Below are 21,134 nucleotides of genomic sequence, written 5' to 3'. Positions count from 1 at the left end.
CATGCTTGCTGTTTATGGCCAGTAAAGCGAGATCCGACACCTTTCACCAATCCACTCAAGGCCCCAAGGACACCGCGTATCGCATGGATGAAGATGCCTTCCCGCAGCGCGAAACCTTGCTGAAACGCTGGACAAACCCGGAAGACCTTCAGATCGCCCGGCACGAGTCTCAGGAGTATCAGCGCCGGTTTTTCGACCTCATGAATTGAAGCCCCAGCCCCGCGCCTGCGCCTGCACCCAGGTCCAGCTCGACGTACACATTTCTTCCAGCCCGTGCTCTGCTGAAAACCCCAGAACCTCGCGCGCGCGCGCCGGATCGGCATAGAGCTTGGGCACATCACCGACGCGGCGCGGCGCGATTTCATAAGGCAACGTCCGGCCCACTGCATCCTGATACGCGGCGTGCATCTCCAGCACCGACACCGGACTGCCCGTGCCGATGTTGAGCGTATGCGCCCGCCCTTCCATCAACGCATCGAGCGACTGCACATGCGCCCGCGCCAGGTCCATTACGTGAATGTAATCGCGCAATGCGGTGCCGTCGGGCGTGTCATAATCGTTGCCGAATACCCGCAAAGTCTCCATCTCTCCCATGGCGACCTTGGCGATAAATGGCATCAGGTTGTCAGGTATCCCGCGCGGATCCTCCCCGATCAGCCCGCTTGGATGTGCGCCAACCGGATTGAAATAGCGCAGCACGCCCACCACCCATGGGTCCGCCCGCGCTGCCTGCGCCAGGATCTGCTCGCAAGTCAATTTGGTGAACGCATAAGGAGAGGTATAGCTCAGCGGCAGATCCTCCGTCAGTGGGAAAACCTCCGGCTCGCCGTAGACCGTGGCCGTTGACGAGAACACAATCCGGAAGACGCCGGCATCGCGCATTGCCTGGGCAAGCGTCACCAGCCCACCGATATTTGCCTCGAAGTAATCGAGCGGCCTTGCTACGCTTTCCCCCACGGCCTTCTTGGCCGCGAAATGCACTGCCCCGTCGAAGGACTTCTCCGCAAACAGCCGGTCCAGAAGGGTACGGTTCAGCACCGATCCCTCGACCACGTCCACCTCCGTCCCGGAAAGGCGCGCAAGGCGGTCGATCACGCCCCGGTCAGCATTCTCGAAGTTGTCCAGGATCGTGACTTCATAGCCCGCGGCCATGAGTGCGACGTAGGTATGACTGCCGATGTAGCCCGCACCGCCGGTCAGAAGAATTCTAGGCATGGCATCCTTCAATGATTGATTTGCAGCGTGAATACTGCCGAGGTCACAATAGGTTAACTTAGTTTCGTCAAGTTTTGGTCGGTATTCTTCATTAAAAGTGAAAAATGAACGCCTGAGCGAGGTAAGCCCGATGCATGATCTTATCCAATCCGAGGACGGTGCCGTAACTGCCAACTGGGTGGTCCTGACGGCTGGCATTGTGGGCCTGGGCCTTGCCGCGACGTCCGTCGTCAGCGGCGGCGTCGAGGATCAGAGCGTGGACATCGCACAATTCCTTGCTGACACCGAGGTCGGCACCGCTTTCAGCCGCCTGTTCTCCGAAAACGACTTCAGCGAGGGGCGTGGCGACTGGAGCGGTGGCGAGTTGATGACAATCAATGGCTTCGGCGAGATTCTCGCCTTGTCCGGCAACGCGACGAGGGCTGAAATGCCGATCTCCGTCGACAGCAAATACGCCTACGCTGTGATGGAGTTCGACATGATCATCGGCGACAGCTGGGACAACGAACAGGGCGTGATCTCGATCAATGGCAAAGACGTGGTTATCGGAACCCACTCCTGGGGCGGCGACGGGCCGGCAATTCAGACCTTCGATGCGGCGGGTGGCACGACCGTCATGATGACCCGCTCGTCAACGGCAACCGGCGGGAACTGGCGGCCCGATACAAACGATTACACCTACAACGTCCGCGTGGTCGCGGCGAACGATGGGTCGGACATCACGCTCGGTGCCGCCACTACGCTGAACCAGGGCGGCGGGGATGAATTCTTCGGCATCGACAATGTGAAGGTGACGGGCAGCAACCAAAAGTAAGCGCCTCCAGCGGCACCTTTCGCGGGTCGCACACCCTTCCCCCATAGCCCTATCTCGCGTATCCTGTGGCTGAGCACACAAGATAGAGCAGCAACATGCCCGACGACCTCCTCAAGGCCGAGCAGCCGGAAACCTACGACGCATCGTCTATCGAGGTACTGGAAGGCCTTGAACCGGTTCGCAAACGTCCCGGCATGTACATCGGCGGCACGGACGAACGGGCCCTGCATCACATGGTGGCCGAGGTTCTCGACAACTCCATGGACGAGGCGGTCGCGGGCCATGCCAACCGGATCGAGGTGGAACTTCACGCCGACGGCTCGCTTACCGTGCGCGACAACGGACGCGGCATCCCGATCGACCCGCACCCCAAGTTTCCCGACAAGTCCGCGCTGGAAGTCATCCTGTGCACGCTGCACGCCGGCGGCAAGTTCTCGGGCAAGGCGTACCAAACGTCTGGCGGCCTGCACGGTGTGGGCGCGTCCGTCGTGAATGCGCTGTCCGATTCGATGGTGGTGCAGGTCGCGCGCGACCGCGAACTGTGGGAACAGCGCTTCTCCCGCGGCATCCCCCTTGGGCCCGTGGAAAAGATCGGCGCAGCCCCCAACCGGCGCGGCACCACCGTCACTTTCCACGCGGACGAACAGATTTTCGGGGCCCACCGCCTGAAACCGGCCCGCTTGTTCAAATCGATTCGCTCCAAGGCGTATCTCTTCTCGGGCGTCGAAATCCGCTGGAAATCGGAAATCGACGACGGCGAAACACCGACCACCGCGACATTCCACTTCCCGGGTGGTCTTTCCGACTATCTTACTGAAACACTTGGAACATCTTCGACTTACGCCGACACGGCCTTCGCCGGCACCGTCGATTTCCGGGAGAAATTCGGAGAGCCGGGCAAGGTCGAATGGGCGATCAACTGGACGCCTGCACGCGACGGCTTCATCCAATCCTATTGTAACACGGTGCCCACGCCCGAAGGGGGCACGCATGTTGCCGGGTTCTGGGCGGCTATCCTCAAGGGGATCAAGGCTTACGGCGAACTCGCCAACAACAAGAAGGCCGCGCAGATCACGCGCGAAGACCTGATTTCGGGCGGCTGCGCGCTGGTCTCCTGCTTCATCGCGGAGCCTTCCTTTGTTGGCCAGACCAAGGACCGCCTCTCGACCGAGGCCGCGGCCAAGATGACCGAAGGGGCCGTACGCGACCGATTCGACAATTGGCTGGCCGGTGACACCAAGGCCGCGGGCGCGATCCTCGACTTCCTCGTCCTGCGCGCGGAGGAACGGCTCAAGCGGCGGCAGGAAAAAGAGACCGCCCGCAAATCCGCCACCAAAAAGCTGCGTCTGCCCGGCAAGCTGGTCGATTGCTCGGCCACCTCCAAGCAGGGCACGGAGTTGTTCATCGTCGAGGGTGACTCGGCCGGCGGGTCGGCCAAGATGGCGCGTGACCGCAAAACGCAGGCCCTGCTGCCCCTGCGCGGCAAGATCCTGAACGTGCTGGGCGCGGCATCGGGCAAGCTCACGTCGAACGCCGAAATCTCCGACCTGTCACAGGCGCTTGGCGTGGCGATCGGCACCAAGTTCAACATCGACGACCTGCGGTATGACAAGGTCATCATCATGACCGACGCCGACGTCGACGGAGCCCATATTGCGGCGCTCTTGATGACGTTCTTCTTCAGCCAGATGCGGCCCATGATCGACGCAGGCCACCTGTACCTCGCCTGCCCGCCGCTGTTCCGCCTGACCCAGGGGGCCAAGCGCGTCTATTGCATCGACGAGGTGGAGCGGGACATGTGGCTGGCCAAGGGCCTGGGCGGCAAGGGCAAGATCGACGTCAGCCGCTTCAAGGGTCTGGGCGAGATGGACGCCAAGGATTTGAAGGAGACCACAATGGACCCGAAGTCCCGCAAGCTGATCCGCGTCACCGTGGACGAGGACTTTCCGGGCGAAACCGGGGATTTGGTCGAGCGGTTGATGGGGAAGAAGCCGGAGATGCGGTTTCAGTATATCTCGGAGAATGCGAAGTTCGCGGGGGAGTTGGATGTTTGAGGGCATCGAGACCTTATTAGACTCGAAATTAAATACATCTGTATTAATTGGCAACGTAATTGTCCCAGCTAATTCAGTGACTCAATCGTTAAGGCCCTTTGCCGAACCGGCACTCTATCATACAGCGGGCTTTGAACTGAACAACTTTAGCCTGGGGGGAACCCTCACTAAACTGAAGTTGCGAGATCGTTACTTCGGTCTCCTCACTTGTCACCAAATTCATAAGGCAAATTTCAATTATGCCATGATTTCCGTAATAAACGAAGAGAATCGCTCTTTCTGTACAGCAATGCGAGCGGTTTTCCCGGCTAACGAGCATTCAGTCGATGAATTGGACGCCGTACTTTGCGAGTTTACTGATCCTGTTTCCACTGGCAGCCTTTCAAGCCATGGATGGTTTGATTTGAGAAACGATTACGCTCAACCGCACACTCCAGAACCATTGGCAGTCGTAGCCATTGGGTATCCGGGACATCGAAACGCGATTGACTATGAAAACGAAGGTTACGCGGCAGGACCGAACGCCGTTCTGGGAACGGAATCAATGCCAAGCATTTCAGGTCGGCTATCATTTGAGCCAGTTAGCCCTTTAGACTATGATCCTAATGGTTTCAGCGGTGGCCCGGTTTTCGGCCTCAAAGAAACGCCCAACGGACTGCAGGCTTTCTTTGCCGGCCTCGTGACAGAAGCCTCTCGGTCGAAGTTTCATTTTATATCGCTCCAAAAACTTCGTCCACTAATTGAAAAAATGCTGGAAGATGATTTGCCGGTCTGGAAGCCTTAGGGCTACTGCGCGTCACGCGCCTAACCACCACCCAACCCCCTCCTGTTTGCGCCTGAAACGCTCCCCCCGAGCGTCCTCCCGAACGCCCCCTACTCCTGCACCCCCTCCAACCACGCCACCAACGCGGCAATCGGCACCGATGTCACGATGGGCTGGCCCGCGTCGGTGCGCACGAAGGCCGAGTCGGTGCCTTCGAACACCCGGCCCCAGACGGGCATGACATCCCCGTGACTCATGACCGGACGGCGGCCGTCGATCTTGGTCACTACCTCGTAATGTGGAAAGCCGCCCGCCCGCGCCGCCAACTGGGTCAGGTCGGGCACTTCCACGGCCAGCACTTCCTGCATCGGGCCGTCACCCCGCGCCTCCGTCCCGTGACAGGTCGCGCAATAGTCAAGGAAGAGCCCCAACCCCAGGTCAACAAGCTCCGCATCCTGAGCGGCGACGGGCTGGGCAAGGCAGAGGGCAAGCAGGGCAAGGCGCACGGGAAGTTTCCTTTCAGGTTGCCCCCATCCTGACCGCCCCGTCCCGCGCGCGCTTTGACCCTGATCAAGCACATCACCGCCGAGCGGTGGCTCACCACGTCAAGCAGGCCTTGCGTCGCCGCTGCCCTCGCGTAGCGTCGCAGACATGCGCCTCGCTCTCGTCCTTCTTGCACTAACCTCTGTGGCCGCCTGCACCCGCCCCCTCACCCCGGCGGAAATGGCGCTCGTGGCTCCGCTCCACGGGCCGACGCTCGACACCGCAGCCGCGCGCATCACCCGCGCGCCCGGCGTCGGTCTTTTCCCCATTACGTTCGACGCCCGCCCCCGCACCACCTGTCGGGAACGGATCGTCCCCCCGATGACCGGGCGGATCACCGCGCCGACCGCGGGTATCGTCCTGTTCAACAGGCTGTTCGTCAGCACCCCTGCCCACCTGCCCGACTACGCCGCGCCTTTTGGCCCTGATCAGCGGTTGGACCTGCCCGCCGCGATGTTCCTCGTCCACGAACTCACCCACGTGTGGCAGTGGCAGAACCGCGACCTGACCGGCTACCACCCCGCGCGCGCCTTCGGGGAGCAGGTTGCGATGGACGACCCATACTTGTTCGACGCGAACACCAGCGCCCCGTTCCTCAGCCACGGATACGAGGTGCAGGCTTCTCTGGTGGAGGAGTACCTCTGTTGTGCCTCGCTGGACCCCAACGGCGCGCGCACCGACCGGCTCAAACAGCTCCTGCGCGAGGTCATGCCCGTCGCCGAGCCCGAGGCCTTTGCCCGCCCCGTCTGGGTGCCGCACGAAGACGATTTGCCGAACATCTGCAACTGAGGACTTTCCGTGACGTCAACCGGCTCTACCCTGTAACCCATGAGATTGTCTGCCCTGCTATTGGCCCTTGCGGCCCCCGCCCATGCCCAGGACACCGACCTGGAACTTGTCCTGCTGGCCGACAGTTCCGGTTCCATCACGCAATCGGAGCTGATGTTCCAACGCGAAAGCTACGCTGCGGCGATGACCGACCCCGCCGTCGTCGCGGCGATCATGAACACGGCCTATGGCTCCATCGCGGTGACTTACGTGGAATGGGCGACGAACCAGTCGGTCGTCGTCCCGTGGATGCAGATTGCGACGCCGGAAGATGCGCAGGCATTCGCCGCCGCGCTTGACGGCCCACCCCGCCGTGCGACCGGGCGCAATGCCATCGGTTCCGCCCTGCTGTTCGCCGCTGACATGATCGAGACGAACCGGATCGACGGCTGGCGGCGGGTGATCGATTTTTCGGGCGACAGCACTGGCAACAGCTACGGCCCCGCGATCGAGGATGGACGCGACGAGGTGGTTAGCCGGGGCATAACCATCAACGCCCTCGCGATCCTGTCGGAGCGGTCGATCATGGACGGACGCGACGGCTTAGCACAGGCCTACGCCGACCGCGTCATCGGCGGACTTGGTGCCTTCGTGGTGGAGGCCGCCACGCGCGATGTCTTCGCGGAAGCGGTGAAACGAAAGCTGATCCTTGAGATATCCGGCGTGCCGACCCGTCGGATCGTGGCCGGGTTGGAAACCCCGGAGGACTAGCCCGCAGCCTTTTCCTCCAACGCCAGCCATTCCGCCTCGGCGGCGTCCTTCTTGGCGTGACGGGCAAGCAGGGCATCTGTCGCCTTCTGGAATTTCACCGGCTCCTTGGTGAACAACTCCGGGTCGGCCATCAATTCTTCCAGCTTGCCGATTTCCGCTTCCAGCCGTTCGATTTCAGCAGGGAGCGCGTCGAGCCGATGGCGCTCGGTGTAGGACAGCGCCTCGCCCTTGGGGGCTGCCTCGGTGGCGTCGACAACCTTTGCCGTGCCGCCCTTGGTTTTCGATTTCACGGTTACATTTTCAATGATGCCGCCACGCTGCTCCACCATGTCGGACCAGCCGCCGGGATAGGCCTGCGCCCGGCCCTGGCCTTCCATCGCGATCGTCTGCGTGGCGATCCGGTCAAGGAAATCACGGTCATGGCTGACCAGGAGGACCGTGCCGTCGTATTCGCCCAGCACATCCTGCAACAGGTCCAGCGTCTCGATGTCGAGATCGTTCGTCGGTTCGTCCAGCACCAGCAAGTTCGACGGCAGCGCCATGATCCGCGCCAGCAGGAGCCGGGCCTTTTCGCCGCCCGACAACGACTTGACCGGGGCCTTGAACTGCTTGTCGTGGAAAAGGAAATCCTTGAGGTAGCCGGCCACGTGCTTGGGCGTCCCCCGCACCATCACCTGGTCCGAAGCGCCCGAGACGCCCAGAAGCGGATCAAGGGTCAGCGAGTCCCAAAGCGTTGCCTCGGGGTCCAGTTTGGCACGCGCCTGATCGAAGACGGCGACCTCCAGGTTGGTGCCCAACTTGACTGTTCCTTCATCGGGCTCGATCTCGCCCAGCAACATCTTCAGCACTGTCGTCTTGCCCACTCCGTTGGGTCCGACGAAGGCCACCCGGTCACCGCGCAGCACGCGCAGATCGAAAGGTTTCAGGATCACACGCTCCCCGAAGGATTTCGCGATCCCCGTGGCCTCGATCACCTTCTTGCCCGACGACTGGCCGGCATCCAGTTCCAGCGCGGCAGTCCCGGCGCGGCGGATCTGGGCGGAGCGTTCGGCCCGCAGGTCGGCCAGTGCGCGCACGCGGCCCTGGTTGCGCTTGCGACGGGCAGAAATTCCCTCGACCGCCCAGCGTGCCTCGGCCTTGATCTTGCGATCCAGCTTGTGGCGCTGTTGGTCCTCTTCCTCCCAGGTCTTGTCGCGCCAGGCCTCGAAATGTTCGAACCCCTGCTCCTGACGGCGTGCGACGCCACGGTCGATCCAAAGCGTCGCGCGTGTCAGGGCACGCAGAAAGGCCCGGTCGTGGGAAATGAGGACGTAGGCCGTGCGCGTCGAATTCAGTTCGGCCTCCAGCCATGCGATGGCCTCGATATCAAGATGGTTCGTCGGCTCGTCCAGCAGCATCAACTCGGGCGCTTCGGCCAGCAGCTTGGCCAGCGCCGCGCGGCGACGCTCCCCGCCTGATGCAGCGTCGGGCGACGCATCCAGACGCAGTTTCAGCCCCTCGGCAACTGCCTCCACACGCCACGCCTCGGACGGGTCCAGCCCGGATGCGGCATAATCGCCCAACGTCGCAAAGCCGGAAATGTCCGGCTCCTGCTCCATGTAGCCGACGGACGTACCCGGCGAGAGCGTGCGGCTGCCGCTGTCGGCCTCGACCAGGCCGGCCATGACCTCCATCAAGGTCGATTTACCCGAACCGTTGCGCCCCACGAGGGCGACGCGGTCGCCCTCCTGAACCACGAGATCAAGGTCGGAAAAGATCGGATCGCCCCCGAAGGTAAGCGAAATGCCGGTGAGCTGAAGAAGGGGTGCGCGTGCCATGCCGCGCAGTTATGTGGCCGCGCCGCCGGGGTCAATCAGGCTGCGTCGAGAAGCCCCGTTAGAAGACGGGCTCGGGCAGGTGGAATCGCGGCAATGGGCAAGGCGGTGAACACATGAAGCGTATTCAGATCATCGTCCACGACCGCGTGGTCCGACACCGCGGCACCCAGCGAAAGATAGGAGCGCAGCAGCGGCGGCAACGGGCCTGAAATCATCGGCAGGGGCGTTCGATTCGCGGCCTTCGGTCCTGGTCCCCAGGTTTCCGGTGCCTTGTGCCGTGCCAGCCTCGCCATTCCGGTCCCGCAGGACGGGAAGGAGGAGCAGCCATAAAGAACCGCGACATCCTCGGCCATCACCACGCGCGCCAGCATGGCCAGCAAAAGCCGTCCCGCTTCGGCATCGCGGCTGCCAGGGGCCAAACAGATACGCCCCACCTCCAACGCGCGGGGAAAGCAGGCCGCGAATGCCGTCAGGTCGTAATGCTGCGCGGTATAACCCGCCGCCATTCCCGCCGCGTCCTGTACCGTCAGCCGAGCACAGGCGACCGGAAGAGTGCCATCCTCGATAAGCAGGTGCCGCGCATGGGCATCGAACCGGTCGACGTCGTCCCGACCGCCCCGGAAGGTCCGCGCGCGCAAATCGAACGCGGCCCCGGCCATTGCAAGCGGAAGCAGCCGGGCGCGCCAACGTCCTGCGGTCAAATTCATCGCGCCCTCCGGCACCCTTGGCGCGCGGGGGTCGCGGGCCTAGATGAAGTCTCGCATCGCCCCTTCGCGGTGTCCACGGAAAGGGAAAGCGATGGACAAGGTCATCAAGTCAGACGCCGATTGGAAAGAGCAGTTGGGCCCGGAGGCCTTCAAGGTTCTGCGCGGGCACGGCACCGAACGTGCAGGAACGCATGACGATTTCCCCAAGGACGCGGGTACTTATCGTTGCAAGGGCTGCGGCGCGCCGCTGTTCGACCAGGCCCACAAATTCGAAAGCGGCACCGGCTGGCCCTCGTTCTGGCAACCAGTGGACGGCGTCCAGTCCGAAACCGTGGGCGAAAGCGTAGACAACAGTTGGTTCATGAAACGAACCGAGGTGCATTGCGCGCGCTGCGACGGACATCTTGGTCACGTATTTCCCGATGGGCCGCAGCCAACTGGACTGCGTTATTGCATCAACGGCGTCGCGCTGGAGTTTGAACCGGAAGACTAGGCCTTCTGTCCAGCCCCCGAGACCGTTTCGATGGCGTCGATCTCAACCAGCCCCCAAGCCAGACCCTCGTTGCGAAGGATCCGTTTTCCCAGACGAGTGTAATCACCGACGTCGTGGGCCAGCCGCTGGCCCATGACAAGCATCCGAAGCGGCTCTTGCCCCGTGTTCTCGATTGAATGCGCCGCACCGCCCGCGCGGTAGCCCAGAAAATCGCCCGGACCGATCGCTAGCGCTTCCTCGCTGACATAGGCGGTGCCCTGCCCTTGGAGGACCTAAACGGCCTCGTCCTCGTGGTGGTGCAGGTGATGTTAGGAGGACAGGTCGCCGGGTGCCACCTCGATCAAATGGATGCCCAGTCCGGTCAGGCCAGTCGCATCGCCCAATGATTTGTTTATCCGCCGGGCGCGTGGGTTCAGGAAATGCGTCTTCGCAAGCCCCTGCATCGCCGCGATATCAGCAGCCCGCAGAAGATACGGCGCATCAGCCATCAGCGAACGAGTCGCCGATATTCACGCGACCGAAGTTGCGGATGATCTGTTGTATGAGGCCAAAATCCCGAATCGATGTTTCCGTGACCCGGCGTGACAGGGTGATCACCTGGCCTCGCTCCAATCCGAAACGTTCGATGTTGTCGATCGTACCATCTGCCGCAAAGCTGACGGCGACCAGTTCGCGTTCCTCGAATTTGGGCTCGCGGTAGGCGTAATGTTGCACACGGCTCTGTACGTAGTACCAGGCATCATCCCGCTCGACCCCGTTGGTTGCAGGGCGGCCAATCGTGGTTTCCACCGTGTCGCGGGTGTCGACGCCCACGATAAGCGATTGTAAGTCGGCGTCGTCGGGAATGTAGCCGTGATTGCGGTAGGTGGCCGAGCAAGCCGATAGCCCCACGACGAGCAAGGCCGCCACAAGCCCCTTCATGATCGTTGCCATCGTCCGTCCCCTCAACCGCTTGCCCCCGTTGCCCGGAAGGCCTGTACCGACTATGGCTTACCCGTCCCCGCCCGGTGCATCAAGGGCGGCTTCCTTGCTGTAGACAACGGTCCCGTCCAATGAAACCCATCCTCTCAAACCCCGTTCGCTTCTCCGATCTGCCGCAGCGCAAGCCGACGCATGTCCGCCTGGTGCCCGACGAGGGGCAATTGGAGGATCTGGCCGACCGCCTTTCGGTCGATTTTTTCCGCAAAGTGCGCTTCGAAATTGACCTGACGCCTGGACCCGGTCGCGACTGGACCTTGACGGGCAAGCTTGGCGCGACGGTTATTCAGCCATGTCGGGTCACGACCGACCCCGTTACCACACGCATTGAGGAATCGGTCACCCGCCGCTACACCCCCGACCTCACCACCCCCGAGGGGGAAGAAGTTGAGATGGACGACGACACGCTTGAGCCGCTTCCCGCCATCCTGGACTTGGGCGAAGTGTTGGAGGAGGCTCTGGCGCTGGCCATCCCCGAGTTCCCCCGCTCTGCAGGGGCCGAGGATCTGGACCTGACCGCAGCGCCTGAAGGGGCAGAACCGTTGACGGACGACGCGGTTAAACCGTTTGCTGGACTGGCCGCTCTGAAAGCGAAGTTGGAAGGCGGCGAGTAGCACGCCGCGCGTGGTATAATCTGGCCACAGCCGGGCGCGGCTTGGACAAGAGCATGGTCGCGCGGCGGGCTTGGAGCGATTGTTGGGTCGCGACACAGCTCACGGACGGGGAAACCAGCCGACAAAGTGCAGCAATTCAGACATGCAGCCGCCGCCTGCCCTTGCATCTTTCCTGAATCACGGTATGACGCGCGCTCCGGTCTAGGTGGATCGGGAAACCGCTGGACCCGAACTGCGAATGCCACTAGGGACCGCACCACGAGATTCAATGTGATACGAGGGCGCGCGCCGCCCATCCGAGAAAGACCGAGGTTGAGCCATGGCTGTTCCCCAGAACAAGATCACCACGTCGCGCCGCAACAATCGCCGCTCGCACGATTTCCTTGTGCCCGGCAATCCGGCCGAATGCCCCAACTGCGGCGAGCTTAAGCGCCCGCACCACGTTTGCGGTGCATGCGGTCACTATGCTGACCGCGAAGTCGTCGCGGCTGCGGCCGTCGATCTGGATGACGACGTCGCCTAATCAGCGATGATCGCGAACAGGAAGGGGGCCCTTGATGTCGGATGAGACCGACGTGGCCCCCACCCCGTCCAAGGACGCCGCTGGCGTGCTTTCCATCGACGCAATGGGCGGCGACCTAGGCCCCGAAGCCGTGGTCGCCGGATTGGCGCGTTCGGTCAAGTCCATTCCCGCGATCCGATTTATCGTCCACGGCGACAAGGCTGTGCTCGACTCGCTTATCGCCAAACGGCGTGGCCTGTCCGACCATTGCACCGTACGCCACGCGGCGGACGTCGTCGCCATGACGGACAAGCCGAGCCAAGTCCTCCGCACAGGCAAGGACACGTCGATGTGGTCCGCCGTAGAGGCCGTAAAATCCGGCGAGGCGACGGTCTGTGTGAGCTGCGGCAACACCGGTGCCCTGATGGCCGTAAGCATGATCCGCCTGCGCAAGTTGCCGGGCGTGAACCGGCCCGCCATCGCGATCCTTTGGCCGTCGCGCAACCCGTCGGGTTTCAATGTGATGCTCGATGTCGGGGCTGACATCCGCGCCGACGCCGACGACCTTGTGCAATATGCGCTGATGGGCATGTCATACGCCCGCAATGGCCTGGGCCTCGACCGACCCCGAGTCGGCCTTCTCAACGTTGGCACCGAAGAGAATAAGGGCCGGACCGAGCTGAAGGAAGCCCATGACAAGATCGAGGTCGTGGCCGTCGACAATGGGTTCGATTTCGTCGGCTTCGTCGAAGGCGGTGACATCCCGGGCGACCGCGTCGATGTCATCGTTACCGACGGGTTCACCGGAAACGTGGCACTCAAGACCGGCGAAGGCACCGCCCGCTTCGTTCGCGACATGCTGGGCGAGGCATTTCGGGCCACTGCAATGTCGAAAATCGCCGCCCTTCTGGCCATGAGCTCCCTGAAACGCCTATCAACGCGAATCGATCCGCGACATGTAAATGGCGGCGTGTTCCTTGGTCTGAACGGTACAGTCGTTAAATCTCATGGATCGGCGGATGAAACCGGCGTTGCCGCAGCGATCCAGTTAGCCTGGGACCTGTCCGAATCCGGTTTCAGCGAGCGCCTGCGCGCCCGCGTCGCCGCCGCCACGGCCAGCCTGGAGGAGTCCCCATGATCCGTGCACAGGTACGTGGCGTCGGGCATTATCTGCCCGAACGCGTGGTCGAAAACGATTGGTTCACCACGTTTCTGGAGACGTCCGACGAGTGGATCCGTTCCCGCTCGGGGATTGAGCGGCGGCATTTCGCGGCCGAGGGGCAGACCACATCCGACCTGGCGATCCGCGCGGCACAGGCCGCGCTGAACGACGCCGGATTACGGCCCGACGATATCGACGCGATCGTGCTGGCGACATCGACCCCCGACCTGACCTTTCCGGCGACCGCGACGATCGTACAGGCCGGCCTGGGCATGACCCGCGGGTTTGCATTCGACGTACAGGCCGTATGCGCGGGGTTCATTTACGCGCTGTCCAATGCCAACGCGATGATCGTTTCCGGTCAGGCAAAGCGCGTGCTGGTCATCGGTGCAGAGACCTTCAGCCGTATCATGAATTGGGAAGACCGGGGCACTTGCGTACTATTCGGGGATGGCGCGGGGGCGCTTATCCTTGAAGCGGCCGAGGGCGATGGCACCAACTTCGACCGCGGCATTCTGGCAACTGACCTGCAGTCCGACGGCCGTTTCCGTGATATCCTGCAGGTGTCGGGCGGCGTATCGTCTTCGCAAACGACCGGGCACCTGATGATGGCGGGCAAGGAAGTCTTTCGGCACGCGGTCGAAAAGCTGGCGACCTCGACCGTTGCCGTCATGGACCAGGCCGGCGTGACCGCCGCAGACATCGACCGCGTGGTGCCGCATCAGGCGAATGTCCGCATCATCACCGGAACCGCGCGCAAGCTGGCCCTGCCGATGGAAAAGGTCGTGGTGACCGTGCAGGATCATGGCAATACATCCGCCGCATCGATTCCCCTCGCCATGTCGGTCGCCCAGTCAAGTGGACAGCTGAACCGGGGCGAACTGGTGGTAACCGAGGCGATCGGCGGGGGCCTTGCCTGGGGTGCCGTGCTGCTCCGCTGGTGATGTCCGGACCTAAGCCTCGGATGGGAAACAACCTTTCCACGTTTCCCGCGATCGGCAAAACATCGCATTAACTTTGCGCTGCAAGTGCTTGTCATTGACTTGTTTTCCATCGTCCCCCAAATATCTTGGCACCTGCGCCGGTACCACCCAACAAGGACGGGATTGAGCTATGACAGACAAAACACTGACACGCATGGACTTGAGCGAGGCTGTTTTTCGAAATGTTGGGCTAAGCCGAAATGAAAGCGCCGGCCTCGTGGGTCAGGTTCTGCAGCATGTGTCGGACGCGCTGGTCAAGGGAGAGCAGGTCAAGGTCTCGGGCTTCGGAACGTTCTCCACCCGTGACAAATCGGCCCGTGTGGGCCGGAACCCCAAGACCGGCGAGGAAGCTCCTATCCCGCCGCGCCGCGTCCTGACATTCCGCCCGTCGCACCTGATGAAAGATCGCGTCGCCGCTGGAAACGCCGCCAAGAAAGGCTGACCATTGGCCGGCTCGGAAAAATCCGACGGCGCATTCCGCACCATACGCGAAGTCGCGGATTGGTTGGTCGTGCCCACGCACGTTCTGCGGTTCTGGGAGTCCAAGTTCGGCCAAATTGCCCCGGTCAAGGGGTCTGGCGGACGTCGGTACTACCGCCCCGAAGACATGAAACTGTTGGGCGGTATCAAAGTGATGTTGCACGACCAGGGCCTCACGATTCGGGGTGTAAGCCAAAAGATCGATGATGAGGGCGTAGAGGCCGTCATGGTCCTGTCCCCCGACCTTGACTCGGTCGAGGCACAACCAAAGCGCCCGCGCCGCGTAATCCGCCCGGATGATGAGCCGGACAATGGAAAAGTCGTGGCCTTCGATCGCAGGCCGGAACGTCCTGCCCCATCCGTGGACACCCCTTCCGAGCCGAATGAACCGACGCAACCCGACGCGCCGGCAGGTGACACTGAACCGCCGCAGCCTGTCGATACCGATTCACCGTCGCAGCCGGATGAGGAGCCACTCGGTGAGCGCGACACGCCGCCCCAGCCGGACCCCGAGATCGCAATTGAAACAGCGCCGGACTCTGATCCTGTCAAGTTGCGAACGAACGAGCGGGGGCCCGAGGGGCATCCGGGGGCCACACCGGCACCGCCTGAACCCGCGCCTTTCGCCGACTCGACCGCGGCCCTGTCGCCTGCGATCACCTCGGACGCCCTTGGTCTCGTTTTGGACCCGCTGGAAAAGCGCCGCCTGCGCCGGATCGTCCGCAAGCTGCGCGGCCTGATCGCAGAGGTCGAGGAAGAGATCGCCAAGGGCGACCAGCGCTGACAAAGAACCCGCCTCTTTCGGCTTGCGCCCATCGGCAGAAGCCGTATGAAGACTGCCAAGTCGGGCTATGGCGCAGCCTGGTAGCGCGTCCGTCTGGGGGACGGAAGGTCGCAGGTTCGAGTCCTGCTAGCCCGACCAACTTCGAAACGCCTCGCCCCGATCGGGGCGGGGCGTTTCGCGCATTCAGGGGGGCTGTATGACCTATCCGACGGGCGTTCTCGCCAGCCAGCAGATTCATCTTATGGCCCAATCCGGTGGCATCAAGGCACCTCACTTCGTTGACGGCCAGGTCCAGCCGGCAAGCCTCGATTTGCGATTGGGCGATGTTGCCTACCGGGTGCGTGCGTCCTTCCTGCCGGGCGCGGGGCGTAAACTATCCGACCGCCTTCCCGACTTCGAAATGCACCGGGTGGACCTGTCGAACGGGGCCGTCCTGGAAAAGGGCTGCGTCTACCTGGTACCATTACAGGAGTCGCTTGCCTTGCCCGAGGGCATATCAGCGGTGGCTAATGCCAAATCTTCCACCGGTCGGCTCGATCTTCTGACGCGCACGGTGACGGACGGCGGCACCGAGTTCGACCGCATTCCGCCGGGCTACGACGGCCCGCTTTACGCAGAAATCTGCCCGCGCAGCTTCTCGGTTCTGGTGCGCGCCGGCATGCGCCTCAATCAGATCCGGTTTCGCGCGGGCGAGGCGGTGCTTTCGGATGCCGCGCTGCGCAAGCTCCACTCCGAGACGCCGTTGGTCGACGGCGTCCCCAAGATCGATGACGGACTTGGGTTCAGTGTCGATCTGACACCGGGGGGCGGCAACCTTGTCGGCTGGCGCGCCAAGCCGCACACAGGTGTCATCGATCTCGACAAGCTGGGTCACTACACCCCCGACGACTTCTGGGAGGCGATCCGCACCGACCGGCGCAGCATTATTCTCGATCCCGGCGCATTCTATATCCTTGTCAGTCGGGAAGCCGTGACGATCCCGCCGACGCACGCCGCGGAGATGGCACCCTATCTGGCCATGGTCGGCGAATTCAGAGTGCATTACGCGGGCTTTTTCGATCCCGGTTTCGGCCATGGAGTCCCCGCGCGTGGCGTGCTTGAGGTGCGCTGTCACGAGGCTCCGTTCGTGCTTGAAGACGGGCAGATCGTAGGACGACTGGTTTACGAGACGATGTCAGAAGTGCCCCTTCACCTCTACGGTCAGGACATGGCATCCAATTACCAGGGCCAGGGCCTGAAGCTGTCCAAGCATTTCGCGGCCCCCTGACGCTTAGCCGATCGGGCAATTCCTACGTTGCGCGGGCGTCAGGCAATTGATCGGCACAAGATACGTGTGGACCGCAAACATCACTGCACCTGTTTGCGGCAGGCGCAGGACAGTCTGCCGCTCGGACCGAATGTAGCGGGCTGTCGTCGTACCGTGCCGCGCTGTGGGCCTCGGCCGGTGCAATATAGCCTCCGTGTGCGGCAATATGTTGGCCCGCCACATCGCGCGCCCTGCCGGGACCCGATCAAACAGGCGCTGAACCCGCAGAGCAACATCACCATCGTAACCGGGCACCGGCTCATGGATGCGGGTCAAGGGACGACCGATTTTCTCGGCCAGTGTCCAATACGCCGGAAAGCAGAGCAGGCCGGCAATCAGAACATGCTCCGTTGCGGTCGATGGGCGGTCGAGCAGCATGACGTCTTCCTGAAGCATCTGGTTGATCACTTCGAACGGATGCCCCGAGACCGAAACGACACGCCCGTCGGGACAGGTCACGCTATCCCCATCGCGGCAGAAAGCCTGCGGAAGTCCCGCCAAAACCGTCGCCAGCAGTTCCGCCAAAGCCTCTTCGGCCCCCGGCACTTCGGCCCAGATCGCCGCACGATACTCCCGCATCAAACGCGCGCGCTCGGCCATCTGCGCAGCGTAGGCATCATCGACCACGGGCCAGGCACCTTTGACCGGCCTCATCCCGGGCATACGGCTCAGCGCCGGATCATCCCACGGCGTGTACGGCAGGGTCGCCTGCAAGATCGGCCTGCCCTGCCCCGGCCCGGTCATTCGCGGGGGGCTGCCGAACTCAGCAGGTCAGCTTCGTTTTCAATGCGCCGCTCATCCTCGACCATGCGCTCAATCGTGCGGTCCGCCGCGACGGCCTCGGCTTCCAGCACGGGTGGCACGACCGGCGCGTCCGGTTTGGTTGTCGCAACGCTTTGTTGCCGCCCGGCGTCATCCGGCAGATCAGCCGCTGAAACTCCTCCGCCCTCCACCTTCAACCGATAGCCGGGTTCTGGCATGCCAATCCCGGTCTGCGTCAGAGTGGCCATGACAAACCTGATTGCTTCGCCCCGTGCCACCGCGAAATTCGTATCTCGCTGATCTAGCCAACCATAAAATTCAACAGACACGGTGCTGTCACCCGCGTCCTGAATCCAGACTTGGGGGACCGGTTCGGTCAGCACAAAATCCAACCCACTCAGAGCCTCGAGCCCAATGCGCTTGGCCTCCGACAGGTCGGCGGCAGGATCAATGCCTAGGACAAAGCCGAACCGTCGTTGTGCGTTGCGCGTATAGTTGATAATCTTGGCCATGAAGACGAAGCTGTTGGGCAACCGCACGTGGTTTCCGTCAGGATCAAGCAGGATTGTCGCGCGACTGGTCAGGCGAATTACGGACCCGGTTGAGCCCTCGATATCGACAAAATCATTGGGCCGGAACGGTTGGCGCAGGGACAGCATGATCGACGCAATAAAGTTCTCGACCGAATCCCGCACCGCAAAACCGACGGCCAGGCCAACGATGCCCGCGGCCCCCAGCAGGCCTGTCAGCAACGCGGTCGCATTGAGAATATCAAGCGCCACGACAACGCCTGCGACCGCGAACGCCAAGCGCAATACCGTACGATAGATTTCAGCGATAAAATCGTTGGGGGCCAGGCGTCGCCACGGCCACTCCCACCGGGCCAAAAGCACGCCAAGGAAAACCACCAGAAGTCCGACGACCACTGCAATCGTGAGCAAAGGCAGATAGTTCAGGAACTGAACACTCCGGGCCGCAAAACGGTCGGCCACCGGATCCAGCCTGCGGACAACATCCGTGTTTTCGGTCACGTCGTTCTCGATCGCGACGACGCCATCGACGCGCGCGGCCAACTCCTCCAGCCGTGGAATTGCCTCGGCATTCAAGACCTCGCCGCTGAATGTCACAATTCCTTCACGCACATCGACGTCGACATCGGCGTATCCGTCCAGCGCCCCGATGATCCCCTCGATCCGCGCGTCGATTGCGGCGTCGCCGCGGCTGTCCTGAAGGGTGGAAATCGGGCCCGACGGCTGCGCGGCATCCTGCGCCAGCGCCGGTGATGCGAGCAGGGCCAGAGCGAAAAGAAATGCACGTGTCATCCGCACACTTTTGTTTCTGTTGCCCCAGGGATCAAGTGACCACCGTCCTGCGGGTGCCCGAACGCGCGGAAATGATCTTCCACTTGCCACACCCTAGCCCGAAACCTGCTCCTTGAGGATTGCGGCGGTCAGGGAAACCATCAGGTAGATACCCGCGAAGATCAGGAAGGCGAGCAGGGTGTTCTCGAAACTGCGGGGATAGGTCGCTTCATCGGGCGCGATCGGCGGCACCGGAGTAGACAAGTAGCGGACCTGCCGGTTCGCTTCGATCCGGGCCAACTCCAATTGCTGCGCGGCCTGTTGCAGCAGCAGCTGACGCGTGACCAGCTCCTGCTGGGCGACTTCGAGTTCGGCCGTCGCGCGAGCGAGGTTGCTGTCGCCAGCCTCCGTACCCGTCAAGCTGGCGCGCAGCCCAGAAAGCTCCTGCTCCAATCTTTCGATGTTCGACTGCGAAACCTGCACACGGGTCTGCTGTGGGCGGGGGTTGGAGAGTAACTGCTCCAGACGCGCGCGTTCCGAACGGATTTCCGTCTCAATAGCCCCGATCTGGCTGTAGATAAGCGATTCCTCGGCAAGGGCAGACCCCACGCCGACCCGCTCCTTCAAATCGACGCTACGCGATTGTGCCTCCAGCATGCGTTTTTCGGCGGCTGCGAAACTCTCCATCGCGCCGTCCATCTGATCCTCGCGCAGACGCGCAGTCAGTTGGTCAACCTGCTCCTCGGCATATCCGATCAGAGCCCCGCTGAAACTTGCGGAAACCTCCGGGTCGGCGGCGACAACCTCCATCTTGATCACGCCTTCAGTCGGATCGTAGCCGATTTCGACCATCCGCTTATACAGCCTGTAGGCGTCATCACGAGACGCATCCGCATCAAGGCGCTGTAGGGCGTCGATGTTTTCGCGCGCAAAATGGGCCGTGAACCCCAGGTCTGCGTCCAGCCGGTTCAGGGCATCACGCGACAGAAGGTAAGATTGAACCGAGATCGAATCCTGTTGGGTCGCGAGGCCCGTGCCAGAAAAAAGGCCGCCCAAGCCTGTCGCCCCTGCGGAGGCGGCGTCGGCTTGCTGAATGATGAATTCGGATTTTGTCGCGTACATCGGCGTCGCGATCGCGTAGTAATAGATGGCCGCGATCAGCGTGGGCAAGCCAACGAAAAACGTCAGCCGCGTCAGCAGCAGGGCAAGACGCCGGCGGCGGCGCTTGGCGATGTCTCGCTGGATCTTCATGATCTCGCTGGCGCGGTGATCTTCGTCAATCATGACAGGCTTGGGCGGCGCGGGGCGGGCAACCGCGGGGACCGCAGCGGCTTCATCCTCGGCCGAGACCAACTGCAACATGTTCGACCGCTCGAATGGATCGATGCCGCGGTCGCGCAGCGCCTGTACCGCTTCCTGATCCGTCTTGACCTTCAATCCGTGCTTCTGCGCGATCCGGCGTGCCATGCGCAGTTGCCGCCCCGTGGGTGGAGACCCAGCACTCTGCGGAGCGGAGACAGCGTCGTTGGCTGGCGCATCAATTGTCGCCTCACCGGCAGACGGCAGGCCGGAGGTGGGAACATTCACGCCCGGACGATTGAAACCGGCGTCGGGCTGGGTGCGGAATTTGACGGCCTTAGGCATCGTATTCGTAAAGCCTCCGCGCCTCTTCGAGCGTGTCGAATTCATAGAAGCGACCGTCGCGCAGCACGGCGGCGGAACTGGCAAACCGCTCCAAGACCTTGGGTTGATGACTCACGATCACGACGGTCGCTTCCTGCAGACGGTCGCGCAACAAGGACCCTGCCTTGCGATTGAATTCGGCATCCGTGGTCGAAGGCATCCCTTCATCGATCAGGTAAATATCGAATTCCAGCGCCAGCATCAGCGAGAAACCGAACCGCGCCTTCATCCCGGCGGAGTAGGTGCCGACGGGCATGTCAAAATATTCTTCGATCCCGCAAAGGTAGCGGCAGAAAGCCTCCACGTAGTCGGGGTCGAGACCATAAAGCGTGGCGATATAACGGGAATTTTCGGTGGCAGTATTCTTGGGAATGACGCCGCCCATGAATCCCAAGGGGAACGAGACGCGGCTGGTCCGGCGTATCTCGCCTTCGTCAGGCTTCTCCAAACCGGCCATCATGTTGATTATCGTGGTCTTGCCGGTGCCGTTCGGCGCAAGAATTCCCAATGATCGGCCCTTTTCAACACGGAAGGACGCGCGATCAAGGATTACCTTTCGCTGTTTACCTGTCCAAAAGGACTTGGAGACGTTCTCGAATTCGATCACCTGAACTACTGACCTCCGAATCATTAC

The 21,134-nt window shown here is 62.3% G+C and carries 25 protein-coding genes, 1 tRNA gene and 1 pseudogene; 15 read left to right on the top strand and 12 right to left on the bottom strand.

What is annotated here, in order from left to right; genetic code table 11:
* Positions 1 to 5 precede the first annotated feature (5 nt).
* Positions 6 to 209 carry a hypothetical protein gene (locus BLV27_RS19035; protein ID WP_139176585.1) on the top strand — a complete coding sequence of 68 codons (204 nt, stop codon included), beginning with the start codon at positions 6 to 8 and terminating at the stop codon, positions 207 to 209.
* Here BLV27_RS19035 and galE read toward each other — a convergent pair.
* Positions 199 to 1,215 (bottom strand): UDP-glucose 4-epimerase GalE, encoded by a 1,017-nt coding sequence (gene galE / locus BLV27_RS09415; RefSeq protein ID WP_092645225.1) that lies wholly within the window; start codon positions 1,213 to 1,215, stop codon positions 199 to 201. The genes BLV27_RS19035 and galE overlap by 11 nt on opposite strands.
* Positions 1,216 to 1,345: 130 nt before the next feature.
* Here galE and BLV27_RS09410 point away from each other — a divergent pair, with 130 nt between their 5' ends.
* The 3 genes from BLV27_RS09410 to BLV27_RS19030 all read left to right on the top strand — a co-directional run bounded on the left by BLV27_RS09410 (position 1,346) and on the right by BLV27_RS19030 (position 4,867).
* On the top strand, positions 1,346 to 2,029 hold the full coding sequence (locus BLV27_RS09410; protein ID WP_092645223.1) for a hypothetical protein: 684 nt from the start codon (positions 1,346 to 1,348) through the stop codon (positions 2,027 to 2,029).
* A 95-nt stretch (positions 2,030 to 2,124) separates the two neighbouring features.
* Positions 2,125 to 4,083 (top strand): DNA topoisomerase IV subunit B, encoded by a 1,959-nt coding sequence (gene parE, locus BLV27_RS09405; RefSeq protein ID WP_092645221.1) that lies wholly within the window; start codon positions 2,125 to 2,127, stop codon positions 4,081 to 4,083.
* The gene (locus BLV27_RS19030) at positions 4,076 to 4,867 is read left to right on the top strand and encodes a hypothetical protein (protein WP_139176584.1); all 792 of its coding nucleotides are present in this window, start codon (positions 4,076 to 4,078) and stop codon (positions 4,865 to 4,867) included. Before parE ends, BLV27_RS19030 begins: the two co-directional genes overlap by 8 nt.
* Before the next feature lie 89 nt (positions 4,868 to 4,956).
* On the opposite strand, the gene BLV27_RS09400 is transcribed toward BLV27_RS19030, so the two are convergent.
* Entirely contained in the window at positions 4,957 to 5,352 is a 396-nt protein-coding gene (locus BLV27_RS09400; RefSeq protein WP_092645220.1) for a c-type cytochrome, read from the bottom strand.
* A gap of 145 nt (positions 5,353 to 5,497) precedes the next feature.
* Here BLV27_RS09400 and BLV27_RS09395 point away from each other — a divergent pair, with 145 nt between their 5' ends.
* Both BLV27_RS09395 and BLV27_RS09390 read left to right on the top strand, forming a co-directional pair.
* The gene (locus BLV27_RS09395; protein WP_139176583.1) at positions 5,498 to 6,178 is read left to right on the top strand and encodes a hypothetical protein; all 681 of its coding nucleotides are present in this window, start codon (positions 5,498 to 5,500) and stop codon (positions 6,176 to 6,178) included.
* Between the two features lie 39 nt (positions 6,179 to 6,217).
* Positions 6,218 to 6,928, top strand: coding sequence for a DUF1194 domain-containing protein (locus BLV27_RS09390; RefSeq protein ID WP_092645218.1), 711 nt, complete (start codon positions 6,218 to 6,220; stop codon positions 6,926 to 6,928).
* Here BLV27_RS09390 and BLV27_RS09385 read toward each other — a convergent pair.
* Positions 6,925 to 8,745, bottom strand: a complete 1,821-nt coding sequence (locus tag BLV27_RS09385) for an ABC-F family ATP-binding cassette domain-containing protein (protein WP_092645217.1) — start codon at positions 8,743 to 8,745, stop codon at positions 6,925 to 6,927. The two genes, BLV27_RS09390 and BLV27_RS09385, sit on opposite strands and share 4 nt — an antisense overlap.
* 35 nt (positions 8,746 to 8,780) lie before the next feature.
* Positions 8,781 to 9,452: a GNAT family N-acetyltransferase gene (locus BLV27_RS09380; RefSeq protein WP_092645216.1), complete on the bottom strand. Its 672-nt coding sequence runs from the start codon at positions 9,450 to 9,452 to the stop codon at positions 8,781 to 8,783.
* Positions 9,453 to 9,543: 91 nt separating this feature from the next.
* Between BLV27_RS09380 and msrB the strand changes: the two genes are divergently transcribed.
* Complete coding sequence (gene msrB, locus BLV27_RS09375) at positions 9,544 to 9,945, top strand: peptide-methionine (R)-S-oxide reductase MsrB (RefSeq protein WP_092645215.1); 402 nt, start codon at positions 9,544 to 9,546, stop codon at positions 9,943 to 9,945.
* Here msrB and BLV27_RS19700 read toward each other — a convergent pair.
* The 4 genes and pseudogenes from BLV27_RS19700 to BLV27_RS09365 form a co-directional block, all read right to left on the bottom strand.
* On the bottom strand, positions 9,942 to 10,079 hold the full coding sequence (locus tag BLV27_RS19700; RefSeq protein ID WP_244504606.1) for a hypothetical protein: 138 nt from the start codon (positions 10,077 to 10,079) through the stop codon (positions 9,942 to 9,944). The genes msrB and BLV27_RS19700 overlap by 4 nt on opposite strands.
* Positions 10,080 to 10,088: 9 nt before the next feature.
* Positions 10,089 to 10,205 (bottom strand): annotated as a pseudogene (locus tag BLV27_RS20035) (cupin domain-containing protein); the annotation flags it as partial.
* A 48-nt stretch (positions 10,206 to 10,253) separates the two neighbouring features.
* Positions 10,254 to 10,433 (bottom strand): cupin domain-containing protein, encoded by a 180-nt coding sequence (locus BLV27_RS19690; protein WP_244504605.1) that lies wholly within the window; start codon positions 10,431 to 10,433, stop codon positions 10,254 to 10,256.
* Positions 10,426 to 10,878: an outer membrane protein assembly factor BamE gene (locus BLV27_RS09365; protein ID WP_244504604.1), complete on the bottom strand. Its 453-nt coding sequence runs from the start codon at positions 10,876 to 10,878 to the stop codon at positions 10,426 to 10,428. Before BLV27_RS09365 ends, BLV27_RS19690 begins: the two co-directional genes overlap by 8 nt.
* A gap of 119 nt (positions 10,879 to 10,997) precedes the next feature.
* Between BLV27_RS09365 and BLV27_RS09360 the strand changes: the two genes are divergently transcribed.
* From BLV27_RS09360 to BLV27_RS09325, 8 genes are all read left to right on the top strand, one after another.
* A complete protein-coding gene (locus BLV27_RS09360) occupies positions 10,998 to 11,537 on the top strand; it encodes a YceD family protein (RefSeq protein ID WP_092645214.1) in 540 nt (179 codons plus the stop codon).
* A 319-nt stretch (positions 11,538 to 11,856) separates the two neighbouring features.
* On the top strand, positions 11,857 to 12,060 hold the full coding sequence (rpmF, locus tag BLV27_RS09355; protein WP_092645213.1) for a 50S ribosomal protein L32: 204 nt from the start codon (positions 11,857 to 11,859) through the stop codon (positions 12,058 to 12,060).
* A 34-nt stretch (positions 12,061 to 12,094) separates the two neighbouring features.
* The gene (gene plsX / locus BLV27_RS09350; RefSeq protein ID WP_092645212.1) at positions 12,095 to 13,177 is read left to right on the top strand and encodes a phosphate acyltransferase PlsX; all 1,083 of its coding nucleotides are present in this window, start codon (positions 12,095 to 12,097) and stop codon (positions 13,175 to 13,177) included.
* Positions 13,174 to 14,145 carry a beta-ketoacyl-ACP synthase III gene (locus BLV27_RS09345; protein WP_092645211.1) on the top strand — a complete coding sequence of 324 codons (972 nt, stop codon included), beginning with the start codon at positions 13,174 to 13,176 and terminating at the stop codon, positions 14,143 to 14,145. Before plsX ends, BLV27_RS09345 begins: the two co-directional genes overlap by 4 nt.
* Positions 14,146 to 14,314: 169 nt before the next feature.
* Entirely contained in the window at positions 14,315 to 14,626 is a 312-nt protein-coding gene (gene ihfA / locus BLV27_RS09340) for an integration host factor subunit alpha (RefSeq protein WP_092645210.1), read from the top strand.
* Between the two features lie 3 nt (positions 14,627 to 14,629).
* Entirely contained in the window at positions 14,630 to 15,448 is an 819-nt protein-coding gene (locus BLV27_RS09335; protein ID WP_092645209.1) for a MerR family transcriptional regulator, read from the top strand.
* Positions 15,449 to 15,509: 61 nt separating this feature from the next.
* Positions 15,510 to 15,586 (top strand) — tRNA-Pro (locus BLV27_RS09330).
* A 58-nt stretch (positions 15,587 to 15,644) separates the two neighbouring features.
* On the top strand, positions 15,645 to 16,715 hold the full coding sequence (locus tag BLV27_RS09325) for a 2'-deoxycytidine 5'-triphosphate deaminase (RefSeq protein ID WP_092645208.1): 1,071 nt from the start codon (positions 15,645 to 15,647) through the stop codon (positions 16,713 to 16,715).
* A gap of 3 nt (positions 16,716 to 16,718) precedes the next feature.
* On the opposite strand, the gene BLV27_RS09320 is transcribed toward BLV27_RS09325, so the two are convergent.
* The 4 genes from BLV27_RS09320 to BLV27_RS09305 form a co-directional block, all read right to left on the bottom strand.
* The gene (locus tag BLV27_RS09320) at positions 16,719 to 17,498 is read right to left on the bottom strand and encodes a heme-dependent oxidative N-demethylase family protein (RefSeq protein ID WP_092645207.1); all 780 of its coding nucleotides are present in this window, start codon (positions 17,496 to 17,498) and stop codon (positions 16,719 to 16,721) included.
* Positions 17,495 to 18,838, bottom strand: coding sequence for a mechanosensitive ion channel domain-containing protein (locus BLV27_RS09315; protein WP_092645206.1), 1,344 nt, complete (start codon positions 18,836 to 18,838; stop codon positions 17,495 to 17,497). Before BLV27_RS09315 ends, BLV27_RS09320 begins: the two co-directional genes overlap by 4 nt.
* Positions 18,839 to 18,931: 93 nt before the next feature.
* The gene (locus BLV27_RS09310) at positions 18,932 to 20,461 is read right to left on the bottom strand and encodes a KpsE/RkpR family capsule polysaccharide export protein (RefSeq protein WP_244504603.1); all 1,530 of its coding nucleotides are present in this window, start codon (positions 20,459 to 20,461) and stop codon (positions 18,932 to 18,934) included.
* The gene (locus BLV27_RS09305; protein ID WP_092645205.1) at positions 20,454 to 21,107 is read right to left on the bottom strand and encodes an ABC transporter ATP-binding protein; all 654 of its coding nucleotides are present in this window, start codon (positions 21,105 to 21,107) and stop codon (positions 20,454 to 20,456) included. Before BLV27_RS09305 ends, BLV27_RS09310 begins: the two co-directional genes overlap by 8 nt.
* Positions 21,108 to 21,134 lie beyond the last annotated feature (27 nt).

Source organism: Jannaschia faecimaris (assembly GCF_900107415.1).
Lineage (GTDB): Bacteria > Pseudomonadota > Alphaproteobacteria > Rhodobacterales > Rhodobacteraceae > Jannaschia > Jannaschia faecimaris.
The sequence above is the reverse complement of the archived record's forward strand: the minus strand, read 5'-3'. Positions and strand labels throughout refer to the sequence as shown.